Raw genomic sequence first — 25157 nt, forward strand, 5'->3', positions numbered from 1 at the left:
AACCCCGAGGTCTCATTGGTGTATAAGAGGCGTAGCATGAGTCCCTGCCGCCTCGCCCCCCCTCTGCTTCTGCTTATCCTCCTGAACGCCGGCAGCGCGCTGGCCCAGGACAAGGGCAGCGTTAACCCAAAACCGCTGCCGCCGCTCGCCAATCCCAACGACCCCAAGATCGGCGCCAAGGAGCTGTTCGCGCGCAAACTGCTGCCTTCGACGGGGCCGACGCATGTCATCGGCTCCTACGTCAAGGGTTGCATCGGCGGCGCGGCGCAGATGCCGCTCAACGGCGACAACTGGCAGGTGATGCGGCTGTCGCGCAATCGCAACTGGGGCCACCCCGACATGATCGCGCTGATCAAGCGCCTCGCGGCCAAGGCGCACAAGGACGCCGGCTGGCCCGGCATTTTGGTCGGCGACATCGGCCAGCCGCGCGGCGGACCTGCGCTGTCGGGCCATGCCAGCCACCAGATCGGTCTGGATGCCGACATCTGGCTGACGCCGATGCCGGACCATCGCCTCTCGCGCGAGGAGCGCGAGGAGATGTCCGCGGTGATGATGGTGCGCGAGGACCGGCTCGACATCGATCCGAAAGTGTTCACCCCTGGCCACGTGCTGGTGCTGCGCGACGCGGCGCAGGAGCCGGCGGTGCAGCGCATCTTCGTCAATCCCGCGATCAAGAAGGCGCTCTGCCGCGAGGCCAAGGGCGACCGCGCCTGGCTGTCAAAAATCCGACCGTGGTGGGGCCACGACTATCACTTCCACATCCGCATGCGCTGTCCGCCCGGCGCCGGCGAGTGCAAGGGCCAGCCGTCGCAATCCGAGGACGAAGGCTGCAAGCCGTCCGATCTCGCTTACTGGTTCAGCGACGGCGTGCTGCATCCGAAGGCACCGCCGGAGCCGCCCAAGCCGAAGCCGCCGATGACGCTGGCGCAAATGCCCGCCGCCTGCAAAGCCGTGCTGCGCGCACCGGACGCGAAGCCGTAGCAGGTTCGCGAGCACGCTGCCGCCAAATCCACCGGTGTCGTCCCCGAAGCGAGCCCGGGACCCATACCCCCAGGGAGCAGTGTGGCGCGAGTTGGCAACCACGAGTCTTCGCCAAACTTCTCCAGCGCAAGCGCGCTCGCGCGGGGATCCCGGATCTGCGCTCCGCCTCGCTACGCTTGTCCGGGATGACGACTCAATACTGGTCCCTATCCCCCCGAATGCGCTAAGATCGGTCTGCTGCCGTGCCGTAAGCAGGCGGCATGCCGGGATGCGCGTCCCGTTCTTCAATACATCCGACTGCACGCCCCCGCGTCTTTCGCGCGGCCAACGATGAGATTTGACATGCGCATCCTCGCTTTCCTCGCCGCACTCGCGCTCGGCGCGACCTCCGCCTTGGCTGCCGAAGAGCCGAGCGGCTGCGACAAGTTCAAATGGCCGATCGAGCACGAGCGCGCCGCGCTCACCGCGCCGGACCGCGCCAAGCTCGCCTCAGGCAGCGAGCAGGCGGCCGTGCCGTCATCGGCCATCACGCTGGGCCTCGTGGCGCCGGCGGATGCCAAGCTGCCCTCCCCGCCTGAACGGGCGCCGAAGGACGGCACCTTTGCCGGCTTTGCGAGCTTCAAGACCGCGCCCAAGGCCGGCATCTACACCATCAGCCTGTCGGCAGGCGCCTGGGTCGACGTGGTTCAGGACGGGCATTTCCTCAAGCCCGTGGCCTTCAGCGGCGCGACCGACTGTGACGGCATCCGCAAGACCATGAAATACGAGCTTTCGGCCAAGCCTTTCCTGCTCCAGGTCAGCGGCGCGAAGGAGAATTCGGTCTCGATCGCGATCCTGCCCGCGGAATAGGCGTCATCCGTTAGACAAACGGTCGCCTTTACCGTAAGCCCCAGCCTGCTATGTTTGCGGTGCGATATCCCTGCCGGCCGTAAGCCGTTGCGGGGATTAGCGGAACAGCGCTTCCGTCCATCGCACCCCAACCCATTTCACGCCAGATCTGCGCGTGCGTTTTTGCGCGCGACCTCGCACGGAGCGCTATCCATGTTTCGTTTTGCCGGACTTTTCACCGCCTTCGTCATCCTCGCGGGTGCGAGCCTCTCGCCTGCCGTCGCCGAGGACAAGACGATCACCGTCTTTGCCGCCGCCTCGATGAAGAACGCGCTCGACGAGGTCGACGCGGCCTATACCGCCAAGACCGGCGTCAAGTTTTCGGTGAGCTATGCCGCGAGCTCGGTTTTGGCAAAACAGATCGAGCAGGGCGCGCCGGCCGACGTGTTCGTCTCCGCCGATACCGACTGGATGGACTACGCGATCTCCAAAAAAACCATCAACGAGCCCACCCGCGTCAACCTGCTCGGCAACAGCATCGTGCTGATCGCGCCGAAGGATTCCAAAATCGACAACGTCACGATCGCCCAGGGTTTTGACCTCGCCAAGCTCGCCGGCGACGGCAAGATCGCGACCGGCGACGTGAAGTCGGTGCCGGTCGGCAAATACGCCAAGGCCGCGCTGGAGAAGCTCGGTGCATGGCAGGCCGCCGAACCGAAATTCGCCATGGCCGAGAGCGTGCGTGCCGCGTTGACGCTGGTGGCGCGTGGTGAGGCCGCACTTGGTATCGTCTATTCGACCGACGCCAAGGTCGAGCCCGGCGTCAAGATCGTCGGCACCTTCCCGGCCGACTCGCATCCCGCGATCATCTATCCGGTCGCGGCGACCACGACCGCGAAGGGCGAAACCTCTGACTATCTCGCCTTCCTGCGCTCGACGACGGCCAAGACCATCCTCGAGAAGTACGGCTTCAAGTTCCTGATCAGCCCCACAACTTAATGCCTGCAACTTGATGCTTGCGACTTGATGTCCGCGATCACATCGGCCGAATGGACCGCGATCCTGCTTTCGCTGAGGGTCGCGGTCATCGCAACGCTGGTCGCGACGCCGTTCGGCATCGCGCTGGCGTGGCTGCTCGCGCGGCGTGACTTCTGGGGCAAATCGCTGCTCGACGCGCTGGTGCATCTGCCCCTGGTGCTGCCGCCGGTCGTCACCGGCTATCTGCTGCTGCTGACGTTCGGCCGGCGCGGCCTCATCGGCGGCTTCCTTGCGGATTATCTCGGCATCGTCTTCGCGTTTCGCTGGACCGGCGCCGCGCTCGCCTGCGGCGTGATGTCGTTTCCGCTGCTGGTGCGACCGATCCGGCTCTCGATCGAGGCGGTCGACCGCAGGCTCGAGCAGGCCTCGGAGACGCTGGGTGCCGCGCCCTGGAAAGTCTTCTTCACGGTGACGCTGCCTCTTGCTTTGCCTGGTGTCCTTGCCGGCATGGTACTCGGCTTTGCCAAGGCGATCGGCGAGTTCGGCGCCACTATCACCTTCGTCTCCAACATTCCCGGCGAGACGCAGACGATCTCGTCGGCCATCTATTCGCTGATCCAGACGCCGGATGGCGATGCGGCAGCCGGCCGGCTCGTGATCATCTCGATCGTGCTCGCGCTCGGTGCGCTGATCGGGGCCGAATGGTTCGCGCGGCGGGCGACCGCACGGCTGCACGGGAACTGACCATGCTGCGCGTCGACGTCGAGAAACAGCTCGGTGAGTTCTCGCTTCAAGCATCCTTCGCCAGCGAAGGCCGCGTCACCGGCCTGTTCGGCGCCTCGGGCTCCGGCAAGACCACGCTGGTCAACATGATCGCGGGCCTGTTGCGGCCCGATCGCGGCACCATCGTCATCGATGGTGAGAAGGTCGACGACACCGCGGCCGGAATCCACGTGCCGGCCTATCGCCGGCGCATCGGCTATGTCTTCCAGGATGCGCGGCTGTTTCCGCATCTGAACGTCGCGCAGAACCTCGACTATGGCCGGCGGATGAACCACCTCGCGCATGATCCTGCGCAACAGGCACGCATCGTCGATCTGCTCGACATCGGAGCCCTGCTCGACCGGCGTCCCGGAAAACTCTCCGGTGGCGAGCGCCAGCGCGTCGCGCTCGGCCGCGCGCTGTTATCCAAGCCGCGGCTGCTGCTGCTGGATGAGCCACTTGGCGCACTGGACGAAGGCCGCAAGCTCGAGATCCTGCCCTACCTCGTGCGGCTGCGCGACGAGGCCAACGTGCCCATGGTCTATGTCAGCCACGACGCAGCCGAGCTGCGCCAGCTCGCCACGCAAATCGTGATGCTGCGCCAGGGCCGCGTGACGTCGTTCGGCGGGGTGAAGGTCCTGACGTGAGGGGGAAAAGCTGTGCTGGCTAGACGCACACACTGGCGCAACACTCTCCACTGTCGTCCCCGCGCAGGCGGGGACCCATAACCACAGGATTTTGCAGCTAACGAAGGTTGCGACCCCGAGCCATCGCCAAACCTGATCCTGTGGTTATGGGTCCCGGGCTCGCGCTTCGCGCGCCCCGGGACGACAGTTGAGAGGGACGCGACTTCATCGCGTCATCTCGAGATCGCGACTTGCCTACCATCCACGCTCCACGTTGCGCACGTTGCCGGTGTTGGCGTCGACATAGACCTCCATCCAGCGACCGGTACGGTCGCGGCCCTGGATTTGCCATTCGTCGCCGAGGAACTCGGTGTTCGAGACGGTCCTGATGCCAAGGTTGGTCGCGATGCCGAGCGCGGCCTCCATCGAGACCTGGTCGCCGGAATCAAAGGCCAAGGCAGGCGCCGACGCGCCAAGCGCAAGGACCGTGACGATCGGGATGATGAACTTCCGCATGGAACCACTCCTGTTAAGTTGCCACGCGGCTAACAAGGGGCACCGGCGAGCGTTCCGTGTTCCGATCACGATGCGGTGCGCGAATGTTCGGCAAGTCGCGGCGAATTGGTGCCGGTTCCGCACGCCATCACGCTCTTCATCGTCGTCCTGGCGAAAGCCAGGACCCATTAACCAAGGGAGAAGTCGTAGCGGGAGATGGTAACCCTCAGTCTTCGCAAAAACTCCCGACGGTGGTTATGGGTCCTGGCTTTCGCCAGGACGACACCGGAGAAGCACGTCGGCATCACGCGCCGATAGGCGCTAAATCCCTGCCACCGAAATCCACAGATCCGCGAGCTTGCGGCGCAGCGCCTTCATCCGCGTCTGCGGCTCGGGCTTGTCCTCGTCCTCCGGCAGGCGCAGGCCGACCACATTGACGCGGCCGCCGGAGATGCTGCGGGCGACCAGCACGATCTCGTCGAGCGCGAGCTCGGCGCCTTCCTTTGGCGCCCGGTCGAGATGGACGTCGAAATAATCGGCGAGTGTCAGCTTGCCCTCGTCCTCGCTCACCTTGACGCCGTAAATCTCGGCGAGCTCAGCCAGCGTATGCTCGCCGGAGACCATGAAGTCGCCAAGCAGATGCGGGTCGGGCGCGGTGCTCGGCTGCATGTCGACGAAGAAACGGTCGAGCGACTCGGCCTTTTCCGGTGGCGCCAGCAGGTAGATGTAGTCGCCGGGCGCGATCGGGTCGGCTTCCATGGGCGTCAAAATGTTCTCGTTGCGGATGACGAGCGTCGGCTTCGACCAGGACGGGATCAGGCCGCGGCGGAAATACAGGCTCTTGGGCCGCACGGCATAGCCGACGAGCTGCTGCTCCAGCTGCCCGGGCAGGTCCAATTCCACACGGCGCGGGCCGCGTTCGCTGCGCGGCAGCGCGACATGCAGCTTGCGCGCCGCCGGCGCCAGCGTCCAGCCTTGCAACAGCAGCGAGATGATGACGACCACGAAGGCGACGTCGAAATAGAGATAGGCTTTTGACAGCCCGACCAGCATCGGGATCGACGCCAGGAAGATCGCGACCGCACCGCGTAAGCCCGTCCAGGCGATGAAGACCTTTTCCCGCCAGTTGAAGCGGAACGGTGCAAGGCACAGGAACACCGCGAGCGGCCGCGCAATCAGCATCAGGACGAGCGCAACGCCGATCGCGGGCACGGCGCTGGAGCCGAGCCGCTGCGGCGAGACGAGCAGGCCGAGCAGCACGAACATCACGATCTGTGCGAGCCAGGTCGCGGCGTCCAGGAACGTCACCACGGAATTATGTGCACGGGTCGGCCGGTTGCCGATGATGATGCCGGCGAGATAGACCGCGAGGAACCCCGAGGCGTGCATGATCTGCGAGCCGCCGAAGATGACGAGCGCCGCCGTCGTCACGAACGGCGCATGCAGGCCCTGCGGCAGCGCCACCTGATTGAGCGCGATCACCACCAGCCGCCCGCCGATCACGCCGACGATCGCGCCCAGAACGGCCTCTTGGATGAACTCCATGAAGACGTGGCCCGGCGAGCTCGACCCCAGCGAGATGTATTCGACCAGCATGAGGGTGAGGAAGATCGCGAAGGGATCGTTGGTGCCGGATTCCGCCTCCAGCGTCGCGCCGACCCGCGGACGCAGGCGCAGGCCCTGCGTATGCACCAGCAGGAACACCGCAGCAGCATCGGTCGAAGCGACGACGGCGCCGACCAGCAGCGACTCTGTCCAGTTGAGATCGAGCGCGTATTTTGCGAACGGCGCGGTGATCAGCGCGGTCAGCAGTACGCCGACGGTCGCGAGCACCACGGACGGGGCCAACACCGTGCGGATGCTCTGGAAGCGCGTGCGCAGGCCGCCGTCGAACAGGATCAGGGCCAGCGCCACCGAGCCGACCAGATAGGTCGTCCGCACGTCGTTGAACTGGAGCTGCCCGGGGCCGGAATCGCCGGCCAGCATGCCGATACCAAGGAAGACCAGCAGCAGGGGCGCCCCGAAGCGCAACGCGAGCAAGCTCGACAGGATGCCCGCCATCACCAAAACGGCGCCGAGCAGGATCGCGATGCTGACCGAGTCGAGGGACGCCATGTGGTGCTGCTGGTCACTCCAAAAAGCTGACGAGATTCAGGTTGAGGAGCCACCGGCCTCGCACTCCCTCGCCCCGCTCGCGGGGAGAGGGTGGGGTGAGGGGGAGTCTCCGCAAGGACGGTGACGGATGGACTCGCGGAAGCTCCCCCTCACCCGGATCGCATCTTGCGATGCGATCCGACCTCTCCCCGCAAGCGGGGCGAAGTGAAAGCCAGAAATCATCCTGCACTGCATCCTTATCGTCGCCACACTTGCCCGCCAACCCATTTCTGCCACTCGCGGCAATCTGCCCTTAATTTTGCGGCCTTAACTCATGTGACCTGCCGGTATATCGATGGTCCGGCCGCGCCCTTTGTGGGATTCTGCCGCTGCCTCGAATCAAATCCTCTCGATCTGCCTCCAACGAACCCGCGCGATAGACACAGACCTCAAAGAGACATGGACCTCAAAGACCTCATGGAGTTCTTGCAGACGACGGCGCGCAGCGTCGGCGCCGAGATCACCTCGCCCTGGTTCTACCTGCAATTCGGCCTGGTGCTGGGAGCGGCCGGCATCGCCTGGGCCTCCGAGGCCGCCATCCGCAACCGCATCGACATGACGTCGCTCGCGATGCGCTGGCCGCTGCCGCTGCGCCACTTCATTCGCGTGCTGGTCGGCAGCACCTCGACGGCGGTCTTCACCTTCCTGGTCATCGTCGAGCGCTTCGTGATGTACCACTCGACCTGGCCGAGCCGCAGCTATCTCCTGATGGTCGCTGCAAAGCTCGGCCTCGCCTGGCTCGTGATACGGCTTGTGACCTCGGTGTTGCGCAACGCCTTCATCGTCAAGCTGGTGTCGGTCGCGGCGTGGTTCGTCGCGGCCCTTTCCATCATCGGCCAGTTGGACGCGACGGTCGATCTGCTCGATTCCTTCGGGATCGTGCTCGGTGGATTGCGACTGACGCCGCTTTTGTTGATCAAGGCCGGCGCGCTCCTGATCATCGCGCTCTGGCTCACGAACATCGCCAGCAATTTCGCCGAGAGCCGGATCAACTCAACGGCCGACCTGACGCCGTCCGTGCAGGTGCTGCTGATCAAGATCATCCGCATCGGGCTGTTGTCGGTAGCGATCATCATCGCGCTCGACGCCGTCGGCATCAACCTGTCGGCGCTCGCGGTATTCTCGGGCGCAGTCGGCGTCGGTATCGGTATCGGCCTTCAGAAGATCGTCGCGAACTTCATCTCCGGCATCATCCTGCTCGCGGACAAGTCGGTGAAGCCAGGCGACCTCGTCACCATCGGTGACAATACCGGCCGCATCAGCGCGATGAAGACCCGCTATATTTCAGTTGCCGCCGGCGACGGCCGCGAATTCCTGGTGCCGAACGAGGATCTGGTGACGCAGAAGGTCGTCAACTGGACCTACACCGACAAAAACACGCTGGTGAAGATCGCTTTCGGCACCAATTACGACGCCGATCCGCGGCTCGTCTGCAAGCTCGCCGCCGAAACCGCTACCGCCCATCCGCGCGCGCAAAAGGGCAAGCCACCGAACTGCATCCTGACCGAATTCGCGGAGGCCGGGATGAAGTTCTCGCTGACCTTCTGGATCGCGGACCCCGACGGCATGGACAACGTCAAGAGCGACGTGATGCTGGCGCTGTGGGACGCCTTCAAGCGCGAGGGCATCCGGGTTCCTTACCCTGTGCGGGAAATCCGGGTCCGCGGCGGCGCGCTGCCGGTCGAAACCACCGTAGAAGTCCCGAGTTGAGCCCGCTTTTGGCCGCGAGGCCGCCAAGCTTGGCTTGCATGAAGGCCAGCGATCATTAAATTAGGACCAGAAATCAAACGCTTCCGCCGAAAAGAATACCTTTCATGAGCTACGTCGAAGCCACCGACACTTCCTTGCGCAAAACCGGACAGATCAAGCTGCATGGCGCGAATGCGTTCGCCGGCATGCGCAAGGCAGGCGCGCTGGTGGCCAAGTGTCTCGATGAGCTCACCGACATCGTCGGCCCGGGCGTCCCAACCTCGCGCATCGACGAGTTCGTCCGCGAGTTCGCCTTCAGCCATGGCGCCTATCCGGCGACGCTGATGTATCGCGGCTATCGCTACTCGACCTGCACCTCGCTCAATCACGTGGTCTGCCACGGCATGCCCGGGGACCGGCCGCTGAAGGAAGGCGACATCGTCAACATCGACGTCACCTTCATCGTCGACGGCTGGTATGGCGACTCCAGCCGGATGTATGCGATCGGCCCGATCGCGCGCAAGGCCGAGCGGCTGATCGAAGTGACCTATGAGGCGATGATGCGCGGCATCGCTGCCGTAAAGCCCGGCGCCACCACCGGCGACATCGGCCACGCCATCCAGAGCTTCGTCGAGCCACAGGGCATGAGCGTGGTGCGCGATTTCTGCGGCCATGGTCTCGGCCGCATGTTCCACGACGAGCCGAACATCATCCATATCGGCCGGCCCGGCGAAGGCGTGCAGCTCAAGCCCGGCATGTTCTTCACCATCGAGCCGATGATCAATCTCGGCAAGCCGCATGTGAAGATCCTCTCCGACGGCTGGACTGCAGTGACCCGCGACCGCTCGCTGTCGGCGCAGTTCGAGCACTCCGTTGGCGTCACCGCCACCGGTGTCGAGATTTTCACGCTGTCCGAGCGGCACGGCGAGAAGCAGATCGGCTGACCTGTCGCGACCGCTTCCATCGCGCCACCTATCACCGGCGGAATGACGACGGCGGCCGCTTGTACGTCGCCGCAAAAGCATCGTTGAAGCGCCGAACGCTGCCGAAGCCGGCCGCAAACGCAATCTCTGCCAAATTCATGTCGGTCTGATCGATCAGGCGCTTGGCTTCCTGCACGCGGCGCGTTGCTGCAATCTCGCTTGGGCTCGCGCCGGCATGACGCATGAACAGGCGCAGAAGATGGCGCGGCCCGACGCCAAGGGCTTCCGCAAGCTGCGTCATCGACGCCCCATCGAGAAAGCCGTCATTGATCAGGCGCATCCCGCGCGCAACGGTGGTGGCGGTTCCCATCCAGGCCGGCGAGCCGGGCGCCGTTTCCGGCCGGCAGCGCAGGCACGGACGAAAGCCGGCCCGCTCGGCGGCGGCGGCGGTCGCATAGAAGGTGACGTTCTTGGAGCGCGCCGGACGAACCGGGCAGATCGGCCGGCAGTAGATGCGCGTCGAACGAACGCCGGAAAAGAACAGGCCGTCGAAGGCGCGGGCGCGCGCCAGCCGTGCCCGATCGCAGGTCTCCCAGTCGAGATGAGGTGGCAGCGTTTGCCGCTGCGCCAACGTCTTCGCCATGGTGCAATCATAGTTTCGACAGAGCTCGCCGAGTAGCTGAAATCGGACTCGATCGGGCGATGAGGTCCAAATTCAGCCAGCCTGCACTGCGGCTTCGGGATCATGGTGCCGACAGATCCCGGAGCAGACCGCATGAACACGCAGGCGCAACAAACAACGTCAGGACAGACCACACTCGCGTTCGAGATCGGGCTCCTGCTGCTTCTCTCCCTGATCTGGGGCAGCTCGTTCACGCTGATCAAGGTCGCGATCCCCGGGATTCCGCCATTCACGATGGTTGCCGCGCGCGTGACGATCGCGGCCATCCTTCTGGTCCTGATCGCTCGCGCGCAGGGGCACGCCCTTCCCAGCCAGGGATCGGTGTGGGCGGCTTTCGTCGTGCAAGGGCTGCTGCAAAGCGCAGCTCCCTTCACCCTGATCAGTTGGGGCGAGATGCATATCGCGAGCGGCCTTGCCGGCGTGCTCAATGCGACCCCGCCGATGTTCGTGCTGGCGATCGCACTGATGACGGGGCGCGGGCGACAGGCGATCAGCGGCCAGAAGATCATCGGCGTCGGTCTCGGCCTTGCGGGCGTCACCGTGACGATGGGCATCGATGCGCTGTCCGGGTTCGGCACCGCGGCGCCGCTGGCCCAGATGGCCGTGCTCGGCGCGAGCCTCTGCTACGCGCTCGCGCCGCTATGGGGCCAGCGGTTCTCGAACCTTCCCGCAATCGTCGCGGCAGCCGGGGCCATGAGCTGCGCCGCGATCCTGATGCTGCCCGCGGCCGCCATCCTTGAACGACCCTGGACGCTGGCGCCGCCACCGGCGCAGGCGATCGTCGCGGTGATCGTGCTCGCGGTCGTCTGCGCGGCCTTGGCGATGGTGATCTATTTCCACCTGATCCACACAATCGGCCCGCTCGGCACGACCAGCGGAAGTTACCTGCGCGCAGGCTTCGCGGTGGCGCTTGGCACCGCATGGCTCGGCGAGCGCTTTACCTGGTCCATTGTTGCCGGAATGGCGCTCATTCTCGCCGGCGTGGTTGCCGTCACGGTGCCCCTGCCGGCGCGAAACGCTAAGAAACCTCCGGGCTGATTATCGCCATCTTCAAAGCCTGATCTTGCCATTCCGTTCGCCGATGACGATCTGTCGCCAGAGCAACAGGAGAGATTTGGTGAGCACGTCGACGCGCCGCGGCTTTCTCGGATTTGTATCGGCCAGTGCCGCCGGCCTGCTGCAAACCCCCGCTCAGGCGGCGTCCGAGCCCGCCGCGGCCTCGGATGAGCCCACCTGCATCCTGACGCCGCAGGCAGAGGAAGGGCCGTTCTACGCCGATCCAAAGCTCCTGCGCACGGACATCACCGAGGGTAAGCAAGGCATTCCCCTCACGCTGCGGCTGCGTGTGATCGAGGCCGGGCCCTGCACGGCGATCAGGGGCGCGAGGGTCGACATCTGGCACTGCGACGCAAGGGGCCTCTATTCGGCGTTTCCGGGCCAGAGCGATAGCCACAACGACGCGACCGGCCAAACGTTCTTGCGCGGCACTCAAGCGACTGACTACGCCGGCTGGGTCACGTTCAACACGATCTATCCCGGCTGGTATGACGGCCGCACCACGCATATCCATTTCAAGGTTTTCCTCGACGAGAAGAACGTGCTGACCGGACAGACCTACCTGCCCGATGCGCTGAACGAGTTCATCTACACCAACGTTCCCGCCTACAAGGACCGCGCGCGGCAACGCACGATCATCAACGCCAACGACATGGTGATCGAGCGCTCCGACCCCGAGCATCGCGCCTTCTGCGCAGTGAAGGAGGAGCGAGACCGTTACGTGGCGAGCTTGATGCTCGGCGTCGACCGCCGCGTTGACGCGACGGTCGGGCGCGCCGGCCCGCCACCGCCGCCACCCGGTTCGCGCGGCGGACCTCCGCCGGGACCGCCGCCCGCGGGCGGGCCGATGTTCAGCCGTCAGATCAAGGACCGGCTTGCCGCGCTGGTGCCGGGACTGAAGCAAGGCCGCTGAATCTGAGCGCATCTGGCTTCTCGGCGATTACGAACACCGCGAGGCACAGGGCTCCCATGACGAACGTGACCACGTTCAGCACGTCCTTCATGGGAGACCCCGATGCATTTCCCGCTTCGCGGGACCGCAATGGTCTCAACGCTCCAGCCATTCGGGCTTGCTTGAGCCGCGCGGCACAAGCACCGTCCGGAAGGAGCCGGGTGTCTTCGACAAGACCACCTGGTCGGTCATCCCCTGATAGGTTCCCAGCGGCGTCTCCGCCGTGAACAGATCCGGAGGAACGTTCGCGTGCTCGTCGGACGATCCGGCAGTCGCCTTGGCGTACGCCTTGTCGAAGATGCCAAGTGAAAACAGCCACAGCACGGTTCGCGTCAGGGAAACAGTGACCCGGTAGCTGCCGCCTTCGACGGCTCGTCGGCGCAGCGCCGCGAGGACACCGACTGTGCCGAGCCAGCCCACGACATTATCGACGATGGGGATGATGGGCGGCGATTTGGGTTGTGCGAGCGTGCCTTCGATGGCGAACAGGCCCGTAACAGCTGCACCGATTTCATCGAAGCCGGGACGATCCTTCCATGGGCCCTTGTTGCCGTGGAGCAGGACCTGGGCATGAATCAGACCAGGCTTCTGCGCGGCGAGCGTTTCGGCATCGAGGCCATGGCGCTCAAGATAGCCAGGGCGCTTGTTGGCAAAGAAGATGTCGGCATCCTTCAGCAGCTCATCGAATTTCGCGCGGTCTTCCTTGGATCGATCCAGTATGGTTTGACGCATCCCGACTTGCACGTCCCACGCAAAGGCCTCGATCTCGCTGTCGCCGGGCCGCCAGATGTTGAGGACATCGGCGCCGTATTGGGCGAGATCTCTGCCTATGGCAGCTCCGGCGATCACATGCCCCATTCCGAAGGCGCGAATGCCATCAAGCGGGCTCTTTCCATCCTTCGTGAAGGGGATCGGTTCGGAATCGCCGATCTTCTCAACGCTGATCAGCGGCATTCGGGAAAGCACGTCTGTGTACTGGGGCTCCTTCCGGAATTCCTCGAAGCTGCGCACCTTCGCAAAGACGGTCCCGGTCTCTGCGCCGGCGTTCTCCAGATCATCCGCCCGCCACCCGCGAATGGCCTGTTGCACGGCTTCACTGCTTACGCTGCACTTGAGCAGATCGAGCGCGCGGGCGTTCAGCTTGGGATAGATGTTCAGGGCCACGATGTGGCGCCCGTCCTTCGTTTCGCGAAACAGCGGGATTGCGAAGAACGGGTTGAGCGGATCTTCGCCCATTGCAGGGGGACGTCCATTGATGGTTTCCCACTTCAGGTCGAAAAAGCCCGAGAAACGCTTGAGCGCCTTGCGGACATCCACCGCAATGTCCTGTCCTTCGCCCGTGCGGGATTGCCAAACCGCCGCGGCGGCCGTCGCTTTGGCAGCAAGGGCGATCGCAGCGATCGTGCCAAACCGAAACGGGCTCGGAATGATCGGGTCGCGGCCGTAGAAAGTGAGTTTGCCGCCGCTGTCTGCGGCCGATAATCCAACGTCCTTCAGGACGTCATTGACTGAGCCGTGAAGGTCGAAATCGGAGCTGGTCGCCGGCTTGGCGAGCTTCGATACAATGGTCTCGGTGAGCAGATCCGGCTTGAGCTCTTCTGCCGCCTGGATGGTCGTCGCGATATTCATTTGCAAGTTCCTTTTCGGTTGGAGGATTGTGGGTATCCTCTTTGCTGTCGCAGTTGCCCTGTCCCGCAGCGCCTTGGCTGGCCTCGCTCCATGATGATCGTCATTCAACTATTTGACCCACGTGTGCCTTCGTCGCGAGTAAAGCCCGGCAAATCGCGCCAAATTGCTGCGAAGGAGAAGGGCGGAAGCACGCACGTCGGGTCAGACAAGACGAACCGATCCGCCGCGGCGAGCCGTCCCGCAATTGATGGTTGCAAAATCGCGGTTCCGCGGCGATGCTGCGCGCGCGATGCCCGCCAAGTCGAGCGATCCAAAGCCCGAACCGTCAGATTCGCCGCACTACCACGGCCATCGCGAGCGGCTGCGCGAGCGTTTTTACAGCGCCGGTGCGGATGCGCTGAGCGACTATGAACTGCTGGAGATGGCGCTATTTCCTGCGCTGCCGCGGCGGGACACAAAACCGCTTGCGAAGACGCTGATCAAGACCTTTGGCTCGTTCGCCGAGGTCATCCACGCGCCGGTGGCGCGGCTGCGCGAGGTCGAGGGCGTGGGCGAGGCCGCGATCAACCAGCTCAAGCTGATTGCGGCAGCGGCAAGTCGCGTGACCAAAGGCGAGGTCAAGAGCCGCAACGCGCTGTCGTCCTGGAACGAGGTGATCGACTATTGCCGCTCGAGCATGGCGTTCGCCGACAAGGAGCAGTTTCGGCTGCTATTCCTCGACAAGCGCAACCAGCTCATTGCGGATGAGGTGCAGCAGACTGGCACCGTCGACCACACCCCGGTCTATCCGCGCGAGGTCATCAAGCGCGCGCTCGAATTATCGGCGACCGCGTTGATCCTGGTGCACAACCATCCCTCCGGCGATCCCTCGCCCTCGCAGGCCGACATCCAGATGACGAAAGCGATCATCGACATCGCCAAGCCGATGGGAATCGCCGTGCATGACCACATCATCGTCGGAAAGAATGGCCATGCGAGCCTGAAGGGGATGCGGCTGATCTGAGGAGCTGTTGACGCGATCCTAATGCGCCAGTGCGCCGCGTTGCTCCCATGGTCCGGGATTGAGCACCGCGCCGTTGATCTTGCCGGCGGCGTCTCTGACGAAGGCGATCCTCGTATGATCGCCGCTCTCGACCTGGAATTCGTCCTTCGCGCGGGCCGCCACCGGCACAGTCTCGCCCCTGTCGAAATCAAGGATCGACCAGCTGCCTGTTGCTTTCACGACGAGCTTGCCGTCCGCAACGCTCGTTTGAAGCTGCACACTGCGCAGCGGGACCGCCTCGCGGGCAAAGGCGACAAACAGCGGATCGTTCTGCCCCTGCCTGACGATTCTGAGCTTGACGGTCGTGTTGACCGGACCTGCAATCCGGCCAAGCGCCGCTTCCAGCGTCAGCCCCCTCGTCGACGTGTCGCCGATCGCCGTGATGAGATCACCCGCCATGACGCCAGCCCTCGCGGCAGGACCTGCGTCGACCGGTTTGATCACTCTCAGGCCGCCGGTCTCAGCGACAACGGACTCAAGGCCGGTCCAGCCGATACCGTCGGCGACCAGGATCTGTCTGTCCAGCGAACTTGAGGACCCTCCGAAAACGTAGCGTCCGACATATTCGGTGAGAGCGGTAGCGCTCAATGGCGCCGGCGCTATCGGCGCGGGGACTTCAGGAACTTTCAACGCCGCATAAGGCAGGCGACGGATCGCGTTGAAAAAGAAACCGTTGTCCCTGTACTGCACCCGCTGCATCATCATGATAAGGATCAGCTTTTGAACCGGGTCGACCGAGAAAAACGTGCCCCAGCTTCCCTGCCAGTTGAAGCTGCCGACCGCGCCGGGGATAAAGCTGAAATCCGGGTTGGTGCGAATGGCAAAGCCGAGCCCCCAACCCGTTCCATAGGCCGGTCCGGCTTCGTGTCCGGCGAAGTGGATGTCGGATGGCATCGAATTCGTCATCATCAGCCGGACCGTTTCCGGTGCCAAAATTCGCGCGCCGTCAAGCTCGCCGCCGTTGAGCAGCATCTGGCAGAAGCGCAGGAAGTCGGGGACCGTCGAAACGATTCCTCCGCCGCCGGAAAAGAACGTTTGCGGCTTGCCGACATCGCCATCAGAAAGCGGCGGGGGTTGCGCGCCCGGCACAGCGACGAGACGGTTGAGTTTGTCCTCCGGCACAGAGAAGCCGGTGTCGACCATGCGGAGCGGCGCGAATAGGCGGGTTTGCAGAAACTGGTCGAAAGTCTGGCCCGACGCGACCTCAATGACGCGACCGAGAACATCGTAACCCAGCGAATATTCCCAGACTTCGCCCGGCTGATGCAGCAGTGGCAGGCTGCCAAGACTGGCGACGAAAGGAGCGATCGGCTTGTCGCGCCGGAAGGGTGCTCGCGCGCCGTAAAGCAGATGTACCGCCGCATTGCCAAATCCGGCATCGGCGAAATCCCCCATGCCATAGACGAGACCGGACGTATTGCGAAGCAGGTCGCGGATGGTCATCGCGCGCTTCGCCGGTTCAAAGTCCTGCCGCGCAAGATCCATCATGATCGGATCCCCGGTGGCCGGATCCTTCTTGACGACCCGCATCATACCCGTGAGCTCCGGCAAATATTGCGCCACGGGGGCGTCAAGTTCGAGCTTGCCGTCATCGACCAAGATCATGGTGGCGACGCTGGTGATCTGTTTCGACATCGAGCCGATGCGAAAGATCGAATCCGGCCGCATCGGAATTTTCTTGTCGTGGTCCGCAAAGCCGATGGGCTGCAAATAAGCGAGTTTGCCGCCGCGGGCGACCGCCACGACAAAACCGGAGGGATCGCCGTTTTTGGTCTGCGCCTCGAACCAGGAGGTCATGCGCGCCAGTCGCCGCGCCGAAAAGCCTGTCAAGTTGGGATCGCCGACGGTCTGCAAATCGTCAGCAAGCGCCGCACCCGCTAGACAGAGTGCGAGCGCGGCCGTGCATGATGCCTGGATGATTTTCATTGGGGACCTCAGCGAGACAAAGCCTCGCTGAATCTGCCCCATATTCGTGGTTCCCTCTCGCCAAATCCTGAAATTCGACTGGTCAGATTCTCAGATCGGCTTGGCAATTCCCGAACTGGCGCTCGTTTTCGGCGGCCTCGATGTATTGCTAGCCATGGCCAGCTGCCGGAATTCGGTCGGGGTCAGGCCGGTGGCGGCCTTGAAGGCGCGGTTGAATGTCCCAATCGACTGGAATCCGGTGTCCATGGCGATCGTCAAGACCGGCACTTCCTTCTGGTCGGGGTCGCCCAAGGCCACCTTGGCCTCCTCGATCCGGTAACGGTTGAGGAACGCATTGAAGTTGCGATGACCGAGCCCCTCATTGATCAGTTGCCGCAGCCGGTATTCCGGCACAGCGAGTTCGGCGGACAGCGCGCCGATGGTCAGCGCCTCGCGCCGATAGGCCCTTTCGACCACCATCAGCTTCTCCAGCCGGCGCAACAAGGCCGGCTCGATCACGGGCCTGTTTTGCGCTTCTGATACTTGGGCAGGTACGGCGCCGATGATTTCAGCCGCCGTGCGCAACCTGGCGCCTTCGGGCCCGCCGGCGGCCCGCAAGAGATTCCATGCGGCAAGGCTTGCGAGGGTGCAAACGCCGAAGGCGCCGGCAACACTCGCGATCGATGACCCGGAAGCCAGTTCCGTCGGAGAAAAATTCAGGAACGACATGATGGCGATATAGGTGGACGTTCCGATCAGGACGGCCAGCCGCAGCCGCCGTCGTCCTTCCACCATGTCCGCCCGCCAGGTCGCGAGCGTCTGCACGACGGCCAGTAGACCCAGGCCAACAGAGGCAAGCAGCACCGCGCGGTCGAGCCCCTGTCCGGGCACGGGCCAATCGACGATCCCGCCGGCGACCAGCAGTTCAGTACCGGCCATCGCTGCCCACAAGGCGCCGTGCCAATTCCGGAGTACGAAGTCGTCATCGAACGCCGCCCGCGCCCATAGCCAGAAGATCACCGGGCCACCGGAGGCCAGCGCGAGCAGAATCAAGCTCCACCATTGCCACACCCTCGGGAAAGTCGGCGCCGAACGGATCACGGACGCCGCGGCGGCGACCGCCAGCGCGGCACCGAGGCACGCGACCACGCCGTCACGGCGATCCCGCAGCGCCACGGCCGCGAGCAGCAAGAACAACCCGACCGCCGCGCCGCGCAGACCGAGATCGATAGACAAGAGTCCGCTGCCGTCCACGATCGGGATCACTCCGGATGGTTTGTTCGATGCATCGCCATACGCCGTCGCCCAATTCCCGGACGACAATTACCTGACATGTTGCACATGAGCGTTCGATCCGCCAACCGGTCGATCGCGTTGCGCCCATTCTCGTGCGCAAAATGCCGACTCGCGATCTACTCGGACATCCTCATTTCCGCTGTTTCAAAAAGCCGGGTCATGCAGAGCCGATGATGGCCTATCCCATGCGCTGCTACAAATGAAATTGCTTCCGCTACTGGCCCATCTCGGAGCTTGCTCGATGAGCTTCGAGTGTCTGCTGTTGGGCCAGAGGCGACTTGCGTCGGTGACCGCAAGTGATCAAAAAACTGCTTTGCGAGAGCGTCCGTGAGGCAACGTGATGATCACAAAAACGATCACCGCATACAGTCCCCTATCAACGTCCCCCGCTCTGTTTGCGTTTACGAAAACTATCGTCTGATCAATACGATGCCAGAAGCCCTGGTTTCATGCACAACCATCCCTCCGGCGATCCCTCGCCCTCGCAGGCCGACATCCAGATGACCAAGGCGATCATCGAGATCGCAAAGCCGCTGGGGATTGCGGTGCACGACCATATCATCGTAGGCAAAGGCGGGCATGCGAGCCTGCGCGGCTTGCGGTTGATCTGAAGACCTTCCAAGCAAGTGATGAGATGAAATGAGCGACTGGCTGCACAACCTGCCGGTGCCGTGGATGGCGCTGGTGATTTTCGGCTTCACCTATTTTCTGGCCACGACTGTGTTCGCGGCGGTGATGCTGTTCGCGACTGAGGCGCGAACCAAGTCGCTCAAGACGATCTCGCCGGGCATGCTGCCGGTGCTCGGCATCATCTTCGGCCTGTTCGTCGCCTTCACGGCGGCACAGGTGTGGGGCGATAGCGATCGCGCGAGCGCTGCGGTGAGCCGCGAGGCCAGCGCCCTGAGGAGCGTCGAGCTGCTCGCCGCCGGCCTGCCTGCGGAGCAGGAGGTGCGCCTGCGCGCTCTGGTGCGCGACTATGTCTGGCAGGCCGCCACGGTGGAGTGGCCGATGATGGCGCGGCGGGAGGTCTCCCTGAAAGCGACGCCGTCGACGCTCGCCGAGGCGTTGCAGCTCGTCGTCGCGATAACGCCGCAGGGCACGGGTCAGGCGACCGTGCAGCGCGAGCTCATCAACGCGCTGGAGCAGGCGCTCGATGCGCGCCGGCAGCGCATCATCATCAGCCTTGCCGCGGTGAATGCCGTCAAATGGTGGTGTCTGTATTTGCAGGCGGCGTGCGCGCTCGTGGTGATCGGCCTCGTCCATTGCGAGAACCGCCTCGCGGCGGCCATCGCGATGGGTCTGTTCGCGACCGGCGTTTCGGCTTCCGTGCTCCTGATCGCCGCGCATGACCGGCCATTCGCCGGCCAGATCTCGATCGGACCCGAGCCGCTGCTCCAGATCATGCCGGAGAAGCCGGACAAGGCACCCTGAGGGGATCCTGCTAGAGCACGATCCGGAAAAGTGTGAAGCGGTTTTCCGAAAAGATCATGCTCAAACAATAAGCTAAAGCGCGATGATGATTCATCCCAATCTCATCGCGCTTTAGGAAATTCCCACGATTTCGCGTAGCTGGGAAGCAAGTGCGGGCGTGGAGCAGAGAATCGGGTTTCCTTTGCTGATGCCGTCGCCAGCGAAGAAATCATTGATCGATGCGCCCGCCTCGCTGGCGATGACGATGCCCGCCGCAACGTCCCATGCATTGATGTGCAGCTCGAGATAGGCGTCGGTGCGCCCATTCGCCACGTGGCAAAGCCCGAGCGCGCCCGAGCCAGAGCGCTTCACCGCGCAGCCGGCGGCGTAGCCGCGCTGGAGGACGGCGAGGTAGTGCTCGAAGGGAATGCGGCTCGACCAGCCGAGTTCGACATAGGCGCGCTTGAGGTCGTCGGTGGCCGAGACGGTGATCGGCCGCCCGTTCAGCGTTGCGCCCTGTCCGCGCTGAGCGACATAGAGCTCGTCCAGCGCCGGTGCGGCCACGATTCCGATGGTCGGAACATGGTTCAGCAAAAATCCGATCGAGATGCACCAGTGGCGGTCGCCGCGGGCGAAGTTCGCGGTGCCATCGATCGGATCGATGATCCAGACCGCATCGCTTGCTGCGCCGCCGCCCTCCTCGCCGATCACCGTGTCGGTTGGGAAGAGCACGGCCAGTCGCTGTCGCAGAAAATCCTCGACCGCTCCGTCGGCAACCGTCAGCCAGTCCTGAGCGCCCTTCATGGTGACGCCGAGGCTTTCCTGCTTGTTGAAATAGTCCAGCGCCAGGCGCCAAGCCTCGGCGACAAGGCCCTGGACGGCATAACGCCGCGTTGCGAGCTCCGCCGGCGTCATCTTCCAGCAACCTCGGCTGGCGTGCCAAAGCGCTCCGCAACATCAAGGATCAACCACGGGAGGAAGGCTTCGTCGTCGGTGTCTGGCATGAGCCAGGTCGATTGCTCGTTGGCAGGCATCGCTTCACACATCTCGCGTTCACAAATCTGTTGCATCAGCACGCTACGGATCGCTACGTTTATTCCAAGCCGGTCGCGGAATGGAAGGACAATTCCATTCTGGCAAAATGACATCGGCGTGGAGGGAACGAATCGTGCAGGCTGAAACGCATGGCGTGTCGTGCGCCGGTGCGGCTATCCGGGTGCGAGACCTGCATGTCGCCTATGGCGGCACACCAGTCCTGCACGGCGTCAGCCTCGACTTTGCCCCCGGCACCTTCACCGCTCTCCTGGGCTCTTCCGGCTGCGGCAAGACCACCCTTCTGCGCTCGTTGTGCGGCTTCGTGCCGGTGCACTCCGGCTCGATCGTGGTCGGTGACCGTGACGTCGCTCTGCTGCCACCGGAGAAGCGTGACATGGCGATGGTGTTTCAATCCTACGCGCTGTGGCCGCATTTGACCGTGCTACAGAACATCGGCTACGGGTTGAAGCTGCGGGGCACCGCCAAAGCCGAGATCGCCGCCAAGGTGGCTTCGCTGCTCGCGATGCTGGGCCTCACCGGCTACGAGCAGCGCAAGGTCACGGCACTGTCGGGCGGGCAGCGGCAGCGCGTCGCGCTTGGCCGGGCGCTGGCGGTCGATCCCCGCATCCTGCTGCTCGACGAGCCCCTGTCCAATCTCGACGCCAAGATCCGGATGACGATGCGCCACGAAATCCGCGCGATCCAGCAGCGGCTCGGCGTCACGGCCATCCATGTCACGCATGATCGCGAGGAAGCCATGACCATGGCCGACCGGCTCGTCATCATGCAGGCGGGCCGGATCGCCCAGGTCGGCACACCCGAAGAGGTCTACGATCGGCCGGCGAGCGCCTTTATCGCCAATTTCATGGGTGCGGAGAACGTCCTGCCCGTGCATGTCGCGCGCAACGAGGACGGGACCGCCGTCAGTGCCGGTCCCGCGGTCGCCCGGCTCGCGCACGAAGACGCCACAGCGCTGCCCACGGGCGAGGCCGTAGCCTATTTCCGCGATGACGTGGCAAGCCTGGAGGCGCCCGATGCGCTGCCGCAGGGGGATCTCCTCGTGCCCGGGCGCATCGCCGCGCGCAGCTATCCCGGCGGCCTCTATCGCTATCGTGTCGAGGCGGTCGGGCGGCAGATCACGGTCGACGACGCAGCGCGCCATGAACCGGGCGCCGCCGTCGGCCTGCGCATCCCGTTACGACGCCTCCACATCTTCCCCGCGGCGGAAGCCGCCACCGCCGCCTGACCAGGAACCAGACCCATGCGCATTCTCACCATAACCTGCTCCCTCACCGCGCTGCTCACAGCGTCGCCGCTCGCCGCACAGACCCTCAACGTCGCTTCGGCCGGCGACCAGAATATGGTCGACTACGTCAAGGACTATCTCGGCCCGATGTTCGAGAAGAGCCATCCCGGCGTGAAGGTCATCTCCGTCGGCACCGGCCCCGGCGATGCCGGCTCCCAGAAGATCTTTGAGAAGCTTGACGCCCAGAAAGGCGCCGCGACCACCGATTTCGACGTGGTCGTGATCCACCAGAAGGCCGCCGGCACGATGGTGAAGCAAGGGCTGCTCGCGAAATACACGGACAAGGTCGACACCGCGAAACTGGTTTCCAGCGAGACCGCCAAGAACTCGCTCGGCGCCGACGTCTCGGGCTACGTCATCCCGATGTTCCAGTCGCAGACGGCGCTCGCCTACAATGCCGACATGCTCAAGAACCCGCCCGACAACTTCGCCGAACTGAAGGAGTGGGTGAAAAAGAACCCGAAGCAGTTCGGCTACAATGGCATCAAGGGCGGCATGTCCGGCGTGGCTTTCGTCGCCGGCTGGATCTATGCCTTCGGCGGCGACGCCGGCAAACTGATCGAAGGGCCGTATGACCCGGCCGAGAAGGCCAAGTGGGACGCCGCCTTCAGCGAGCTGAAGGACTTCAACAAGAACATCGTCATCACGCCCGGCAATGCCGGCACGCTCGACATGCTCAACCGCGGCGAGATCGCGATGGGCCCGGTCTGGGTGGACATGTTCTATTCCTGGCAGGCTGACGGCAAGCTGCCGCCCAACATGAAGCTCAAGCTCACCTCGCCCGGCATGCCCGGCCAGCCGATGTACTACGCCGTGCCGGAGAAAGCGGCGCAGCCGAAGCTCGCAGAGGAGTTCATCGCGCTCGCCACCAGCCCGCAGGTCCAGGCGGACGGCATCGTCAAGAGGTTCAACTGGTATCCGGGCATCGACGCCAAGAACCTCGAAGGCAAGCTCGACAAGGCGGCGTGGGACAAGCTCTTCACCGACATCACCCCTGCAGACCTGTCCAAGAACGCAAAACCCTTCCCGATCGCGCCCTATTTCAACGACATTCTCGAGGGCTACGAGAAGAAGGTCGCGAACTGAGGGGAGCCTTGCCGGATAGCGTTCGGAACGCCGCGCCATATCATGAGCCTGTCGCAACGCCAGCTCGCATTGCTGCTGATCGCGCCAGGCCTCGCGCTCGTCGCGGCGCTGTTCCTCTATCCGCTCTGCTTCTCTCTCGTCTCGGCCTTTACCGGTCCTGAGGGCGGATTCTCCTTGCAGGCGTTCGGCAAGGCCTTCGAACTCTATTCCGGCGACATCCTCTTCACGATCGTCATCGTCTTGACCTCCTGCCTATTGACGGCGCTGGCGGCAGTCGCCATCGCCGGCACGCTGACGCTCGGCGAGAACCCGTGGATCGTCGGAACGTTCCGCGCCCTTTACCGATGGCCCCTGTTCATTCCCTTCATCGTGGCCGCGCAGTGCATGCGCACCTTCCTGGCCAAGAACGGGCTGATGAACAACACCTTCGTCTCGCTCGGCCTGCTGGAGCCGTTGCAGGCAGTGAGCTATCTCGACTGGCGCGGGATCATCATCACCTTCGTGTGGAAGCAGACCCCATTCGTCGCCCTGCTGCTCGCCGGCGCGCTGGCCTCGCTCGACCGCGCGACTCTCGAGGCCGGGCGCAATCTCGGCGCCTCGCGGCTCAGGGTTCTGATCGAGCTGGCGCTGCCGCAGGCGATGCCGACGCTGCTCGTTGCGCTCGTCCTGTCCTTCGTGACGATGCTCTCGGTGCTCTCCGTGCCGATGATGGTGGCCGGTTCGCAACCGACCATGCTGACCGTCGACATGGCCTTCCGCATCAACTCCTACGGCGATTATGCCACGGCGAATGCGCTCGGCGTCATCACCTACCTGATCAGCGCCGGTGCTGCGATCCTTTATCTGCGGCACGGCATGGCGAAGGAGAGCACGCCGTGAGCCGCTTCGCGTCCTTGCTGCGCGCTTCGCTGGCCGGCGTTGTCCTTGCGGCCTTTGCCTTTGCGCTGATCGGTCCGCTCACCAATCTGGCGCTGTGGTCGGTGGCCGAGCGGTGGTACACGCCATACAAGCTGCCGGTCACCTACGGCACCCGCTACTGGGAGCAGGTCTTCCGCCCGACCGGCGACGCCATGGCCTCGCTCGGGACCTCGGTCTCGATTGCGGTGTTGACGGTCGTCGTCGCTCTCGCGCTCTCCGTGCCGGCCGGCTACGCGCTGGCGCGCCTGAAGCTGCCGGTGCGCTCTCTGTTCATGATCGTATTCCTGCTGCCCCAAGCCTTTCCCTCGGTGGCGATTTACATCAACGTGGCGCGGATCTTCTATGGTCTCGGCATCAACGGCACGGTGCTCGGCGTCGTGCTGGTCCACGCCGCTCACGGCCTGGTCTATTCCGTGTGGATCGCGGCCGCGGCTTTCGCGGCAGTCGACAGGGATCTCGAACTCGCGGCCCGCAACATCGGCGCCTCGCCGCTGCGCACCTTCTTCACGGTGACGCTCCCCCTGGCAGCGCCGGGTGTCATCGCCAGCGGCATCTTCGTCTTCCTGGAATCACTGGACGAGTTCACCGGCACGTTCTTCGTCGGCGTCCCGCAAGTCACGACGCTGCCGCTCTTGCTCTACAATGCGGCGATGGGCGGAAACTACCAGGTCGCCTCGATCACGGCACTGATCCTCCTGGTACCATCCGTGCTGTTTATGCTGTTCATCGAGCGCTTTCTGCGCGCGGACGTTCTGGCGAAGGTGGGGGCATAGCGCCCTCGCGAGGTGGCATCACCTCAAGCGCCCTGCGGGAGATCGGCTGCGTTCATTGCGAGAACGCCTCGCGGCGAGGCGAACGTTGAGTGCTGCCTGACAACTCAAGTTTCCAAGCCGGCGTCACCAGACGCCGGCTTCAGATCGAGCGACGACGCCGCTCTAGTAGCAATATCTGGGATCGACCCGCACATAGGCGCCGTCGGGGCGCTGCATGTAGCAGCCGCGCTGATAGGCGTAGTAGCCGGAGCGGCGGCGCTCGCCTTCAGAGGCGATGGCTGCGCCGGTACCGGCGCCGACGATCGCACCGACCGCCGCACCGCGGCTGCCGCCAACGGCACCGCCGAGGATCGCTCCGCCGACACCGCCGATGATGGCACCGCCAATGGCGTCCTGCGCCGCAGCCTCATGTACCGGGGCCAGCATCGCAACCGCAAGGCAGGCCGCCATTCCAAGTCCTGCCGTCCGAAGTCCTCGAAGCATCTCAATCCTCCAGTGTGACGCGGCCATTCATATCGTCGGCTGGGGATTCGGGCCAGAACAATCACGCCCCACCAGGCGTGAGGCGCCATGCGGCGTCGCCATGGTCTCAGATTTCATATCGGCAAAGGAACGCGCATGCTACAAAACG

General features: G+C 64.1%; 24 protein-coding genes and 1 pseudogene. 16 read left to right on the forward strand and 9 right to left on the reverse strand.

All coding sequences use genetic code 11. The annotated features are described in order from the left end of the window. The first annotated feature begins 36 nt into the window (after positions 1-36). The 5 genes from mepA (at position 37) to modC (ending at position 4196) form a co-directional block, all read left to right on the forward strand. Positions 37-981 (forward strand): penicillin-insensitive murein endopeptidase, encoded by a 945-nt coding sequence (gene mepA, locus SO156_RS13385; protein ID WP_498535090.1) that lies wholly within the window; start codon positions 37-39, stop codon positions 979-981. A gap of 342 nt (positions 982-1323) precedes the next feature. After that, positions 1324-1830 (forward strand): hypothetical protein, encoded by a 507-nt coding sequence (locus SO156_RS13390; protein WP_458147979.1) that lies wholly within the window; start codon positions 1324-1326, stop codon positions 1828-1830. Positions 1831-2022: 192 nt separating this feature from the next. Next, on the forward strand, positions 2023-2808 hold the full coding sequence (gene modA, locus SO156_RS13395; protein ID WP_458147980.1) for a molybdate ABC transporter substrate-binding protein: 786 nt from the start codon (positions 2023-2025) through the stop codon (positions 2806-2808). A 27-nt stretch (positions 2809-2835) separates the two neighbouring features. Then, positions 2836-3531 (forward strand): molybdate ABC transporter permease subunit, encoded by a 696-nt coding sequence (modB, locus tag SO156_RS13400; protein ID WP_458147981.1) that lies wholly within the window; start codon positions 2836-2838, stop codon positions 3529-3531. A gap of 2 nt (positions 3532-3533) precedes the next feature. Next, a complete protein-coding gene (modC, locus tag SO156_RS13405) occupies positions 3534-4196 on the forward strand; it encodes a molybdenum ABC transporter ATP-binding protein (RefSeq protein WP_498535091.1) in 663 nt (220 codons plus the stop codon). 234 nt (positions 4197-4430) lie between these two features. Here modC and SO156_RS13410 read toward each other — a convergent pair whose 3' ends face one another. After that, positions 4431-4691: a PepSY domain-containing protein gene (locus SO156_RS13410; RefSeq protein ID WP_498535092.1), complete on the reverse strand. Its 261-nt coding sequence runs from the start codon at positions 4689-4691 to the stop codon at positions 4431-4433. 300 nt (positions 4692-4991) lie between these two features. After that, positions 4992-6785, reverse strand: coding sequence for a potassium/proton antiporter (locus tag SO156_RS13415; RefSeq protein WP_458147984.1), 1794 nt, complete (start codon positions 6783-6785; stop codon positions 4992-4994). Positions 6786-7223: 438 nt separating this feature from the next. Between SO156_RS13415 and SO156_RS13420 the strand changes: the two genes are divergently transcribed. Beyond that, positions 7224-8534 (forward strand): mechanosensitive ion channel family protein, encoded by a 1311-nt coding sequence (locus SO156_RS13420; RefSeq protein WP_458147985.1) that lies wholly within the window; start codon positions 7224-7226, stop codon positions 8532-8534. A gap of 104 nt (positions 8535-8638) precedes the next feature. Further along, positions 8639-9457: a type I methionyl aminopeptidase gene (gene map / locus SO156_RS13425; RefSeq protein ID WP_458147986.1), complete on the forward strand. Its 819-nt coding sequence runs from the start codon at positions 8639-8641 to the stop codon at positions 9455-9457. A 31-nt stretch (positions 9458-9488) separates the two neighbouring features. On the opposite strand, the gene SO156_RS13430 is transcribed toward map, so the two are convergent. Beyond that, on the reverse strand, positions 9489-10079 hold the full coding sequence (locus tag SO156_RS13430; RefSeq protein ID WP_498535093.1) for a bifunctional transcriptional activator/DNA repair enzyme AdaA: 591 nt from the start codon (positions 10077-10079) through the stop codon (positions 9489-9491). Between the two features lie 132 nt (positions 10080-10211). Here SO156_RS13430 and SO156_RS13435 point away from each other — a divergent pair, with 132 nt between their 5' ends. Both SO156_RS13435 and SO156_RS13440 read left to right on the forward strand, forming a co-directional pair. Continuing rightward, on the forward strand, positions 10212-11156 hold the full coding sequence (locus tag SO156_RS13435) for a DMT family transporter (protein WP_498535094.1): 945 nt from the start codon (positions 10212-10214) through the stop codon (positions 11154-11156). Between the two features lie 79 nt (positions 11157-11235). Next, positions 11236-12087, forward strand: coding sequence for an intradiol ring-cleavage dioxygenase (locus SO156_RS13440; RefSeq protein ID WP_498535095.1), 852 nt, complete (start codon positions 11236-11238; stop codon positions 12085-12087). A 135-nt stretch (positions 12088-12222) separates the two neighbouring features. Here SO156_RS13440 and SO156_RS13445 read toward each other — a convergent pair whose 3' ends face one another. Beyond that, positions 12223-13443 carry a CoA transferase gene (locus SO156_RS13445; protein WP_498535096.1) on the reverse strand — a complete coding sequence of 407 codons (1221 nt, stop codon included), beginning with the start codon at positions 13441-13443 and terminating at the stop codon, positions 12223-12225. Positions 13444-14044: 601 nt separating this feature from the next. On the opposite strand from SO156_RS13445, the gene radC reads away from it, so the two are divergent. Then, on the forward strand, positions 14045-14758 hold the full coding sequence (gene radC / locus SO156_RS13450) for a RadC family protein (RefSeq protein ID WP_498535169.1): 714 nt from the start codon (positions 14045-14047) through the stop codon (positions 14756-14758). Positions 14759-14776: 18 nt separating this feature from the next. Here radC and SO156_RS13455 read toward each other — a convergent pair whose 3' ends face one another. Further along, on the reverse strand, positions 14777-16723 hold the full coding sequence (locus tag SO156_RS13455) for a serine hydrolase (RefSeq protein WP_498535097.1): 1947 nt from the start codon (positions 16721-16723) through the stop codon (positions 14777-14779). A 90-nt stretch (positions 16724-16813) separates the two neighbouring features. Then, the gene (locus SO156_RS13460; RefSeq protein ID WP_498535098.1) at positions 16814-17893 is read right to left on the reverse strand and encodes a helix-turn-helix domain-containing protein; all 1080 of its coding nucleotides are present in this window, start codon (positions 17891-17893) and stop codon (positions 16814-16816) included. A gap of 554 nt (positions 17894-18447) precedes the next feature. Between SO156_RS13460 and SO156_RS13465 the strand changes: the two are divergent. Then, positions 18448-18609 (forward strand): annotated as a pseudogene (locus SO156_RS13465) (JAB domain-containing protein); the annotation flags it as partial. Between the two features lie 28 nt (positions 18610-18637). Beyond that, positions 18638-19429 (forward strand): bestrophin-like domain, encoded by a 792-nt coding sequence (locus SO156_RS13470; RefSeq protein WP_498535099.1) that lies wholly within the window; start codon positions 18638-18640, stop codon positions 19427-19429. Positions 19430-19540: 111 nt separating this feature from the next. Here SO156_RS13470 and SO156_RS13475 read toward each other — a convergent pair whose 3' ends face one another. Both SO156_RS13475 and SO156_RS13480 read right to left on the reverse strand, forming a co-directional pair. After that, entirely contained in the window at positions 19541-20323 is a 783-nt protein-coding gene (locus SO156_RS13475; RefSeq protein ID WP_498535100.1) for an inositol monophosphatase family protein, read from the reverse strand. After that, positions 20320-20484, reverse strand: a complete 165-nt coding sequence (locus SO156_RS13480; protein WP_498535101.1) for a hypothetical protein — start codon at positions 20482-20484, stop codon at positions 20320-20322. Before SO156_RS13480 ends, SO156_RS13475 begins: the two co-directional genes overlap by 4 nt. 92 nt (positions 20485-20576) lie before the next feature. On the opposite strand from SO156_RS13480, the gene SO156_RS13485 reads away from it, so the two are divergent. Genes SO156_RS13485 through SO156_RS13500 form a run of 4 tightly spaced genes read left to right on the forward strand, consistent with a single transcriptional unit; the run spans position 20577 to position 24526 of the window. Continuing rightward, positions 20577-21689 carry an ABC transporter ATP-binding protein gene (locus SO156_RS13485; protein ID WP_498535102.1) on the forward strand — a complete coding sequence of 371 codons (1113 nt, stop codon included), beginning with the start codon at positions 20577-20579 and terminating at the stop codon, positions 21687-21689. Positions 21690-21704: 15 nt separating this feature from the next. Then, entirely contained in the window at positions 21705-22835 is a 1131-nt protein-coding gene (locus tag SO156_RS13490) for an ABC transporter substrate-binding protein (RefSeq protein WP_498535103.1), read from the forward strand. A gap of 48 nt (positions 22836-22883) precedes the next feature. Continuing rightward, a complete protein-coding gene (locus tag SO156_RS13495) occupies positions 22884-23714 on the forward strand; it encodes an ABC transporter permease (protein ID WP_498535170.1) in 831 nt (276 codons plus the stop codon). Further along, positions 23711-24526: an ABC transporter permease gene (locus SO156_RS13500; RefSeq protein WP_498535104.1), complete on the forward strand. Its 816-nt coding sequence runs from the start codon at positions 23711-23713 to the stop codon at positions 24524-24526. The genes SO156_RS13495 and SO156_RS13500 overlap by 4 nt, the downstream gene beginning before the upstream one ends. Positions 24527-24688: 162 nt before the next feature. On the opposite strand, the gene SO156_RS13505 is transcribed toward SO156_RS13500, so the two are convergent. Next, on the reverse strand, positions 24689-25009 hold the full coding sequence (locus SO156_RS13505; RefSeq protein WP_458148000.1) for a YMGG-like glycine zipper-containing protein: 321 nt from the start codon (positions 25007-25009) through the stop codon (positions 24689-24691). Positions 25010-25157: the final 148 nt, after the last annotated feature.

The organism is Bradyrhizobium sp. UFLA05-125, assembly GCF_059803515.1.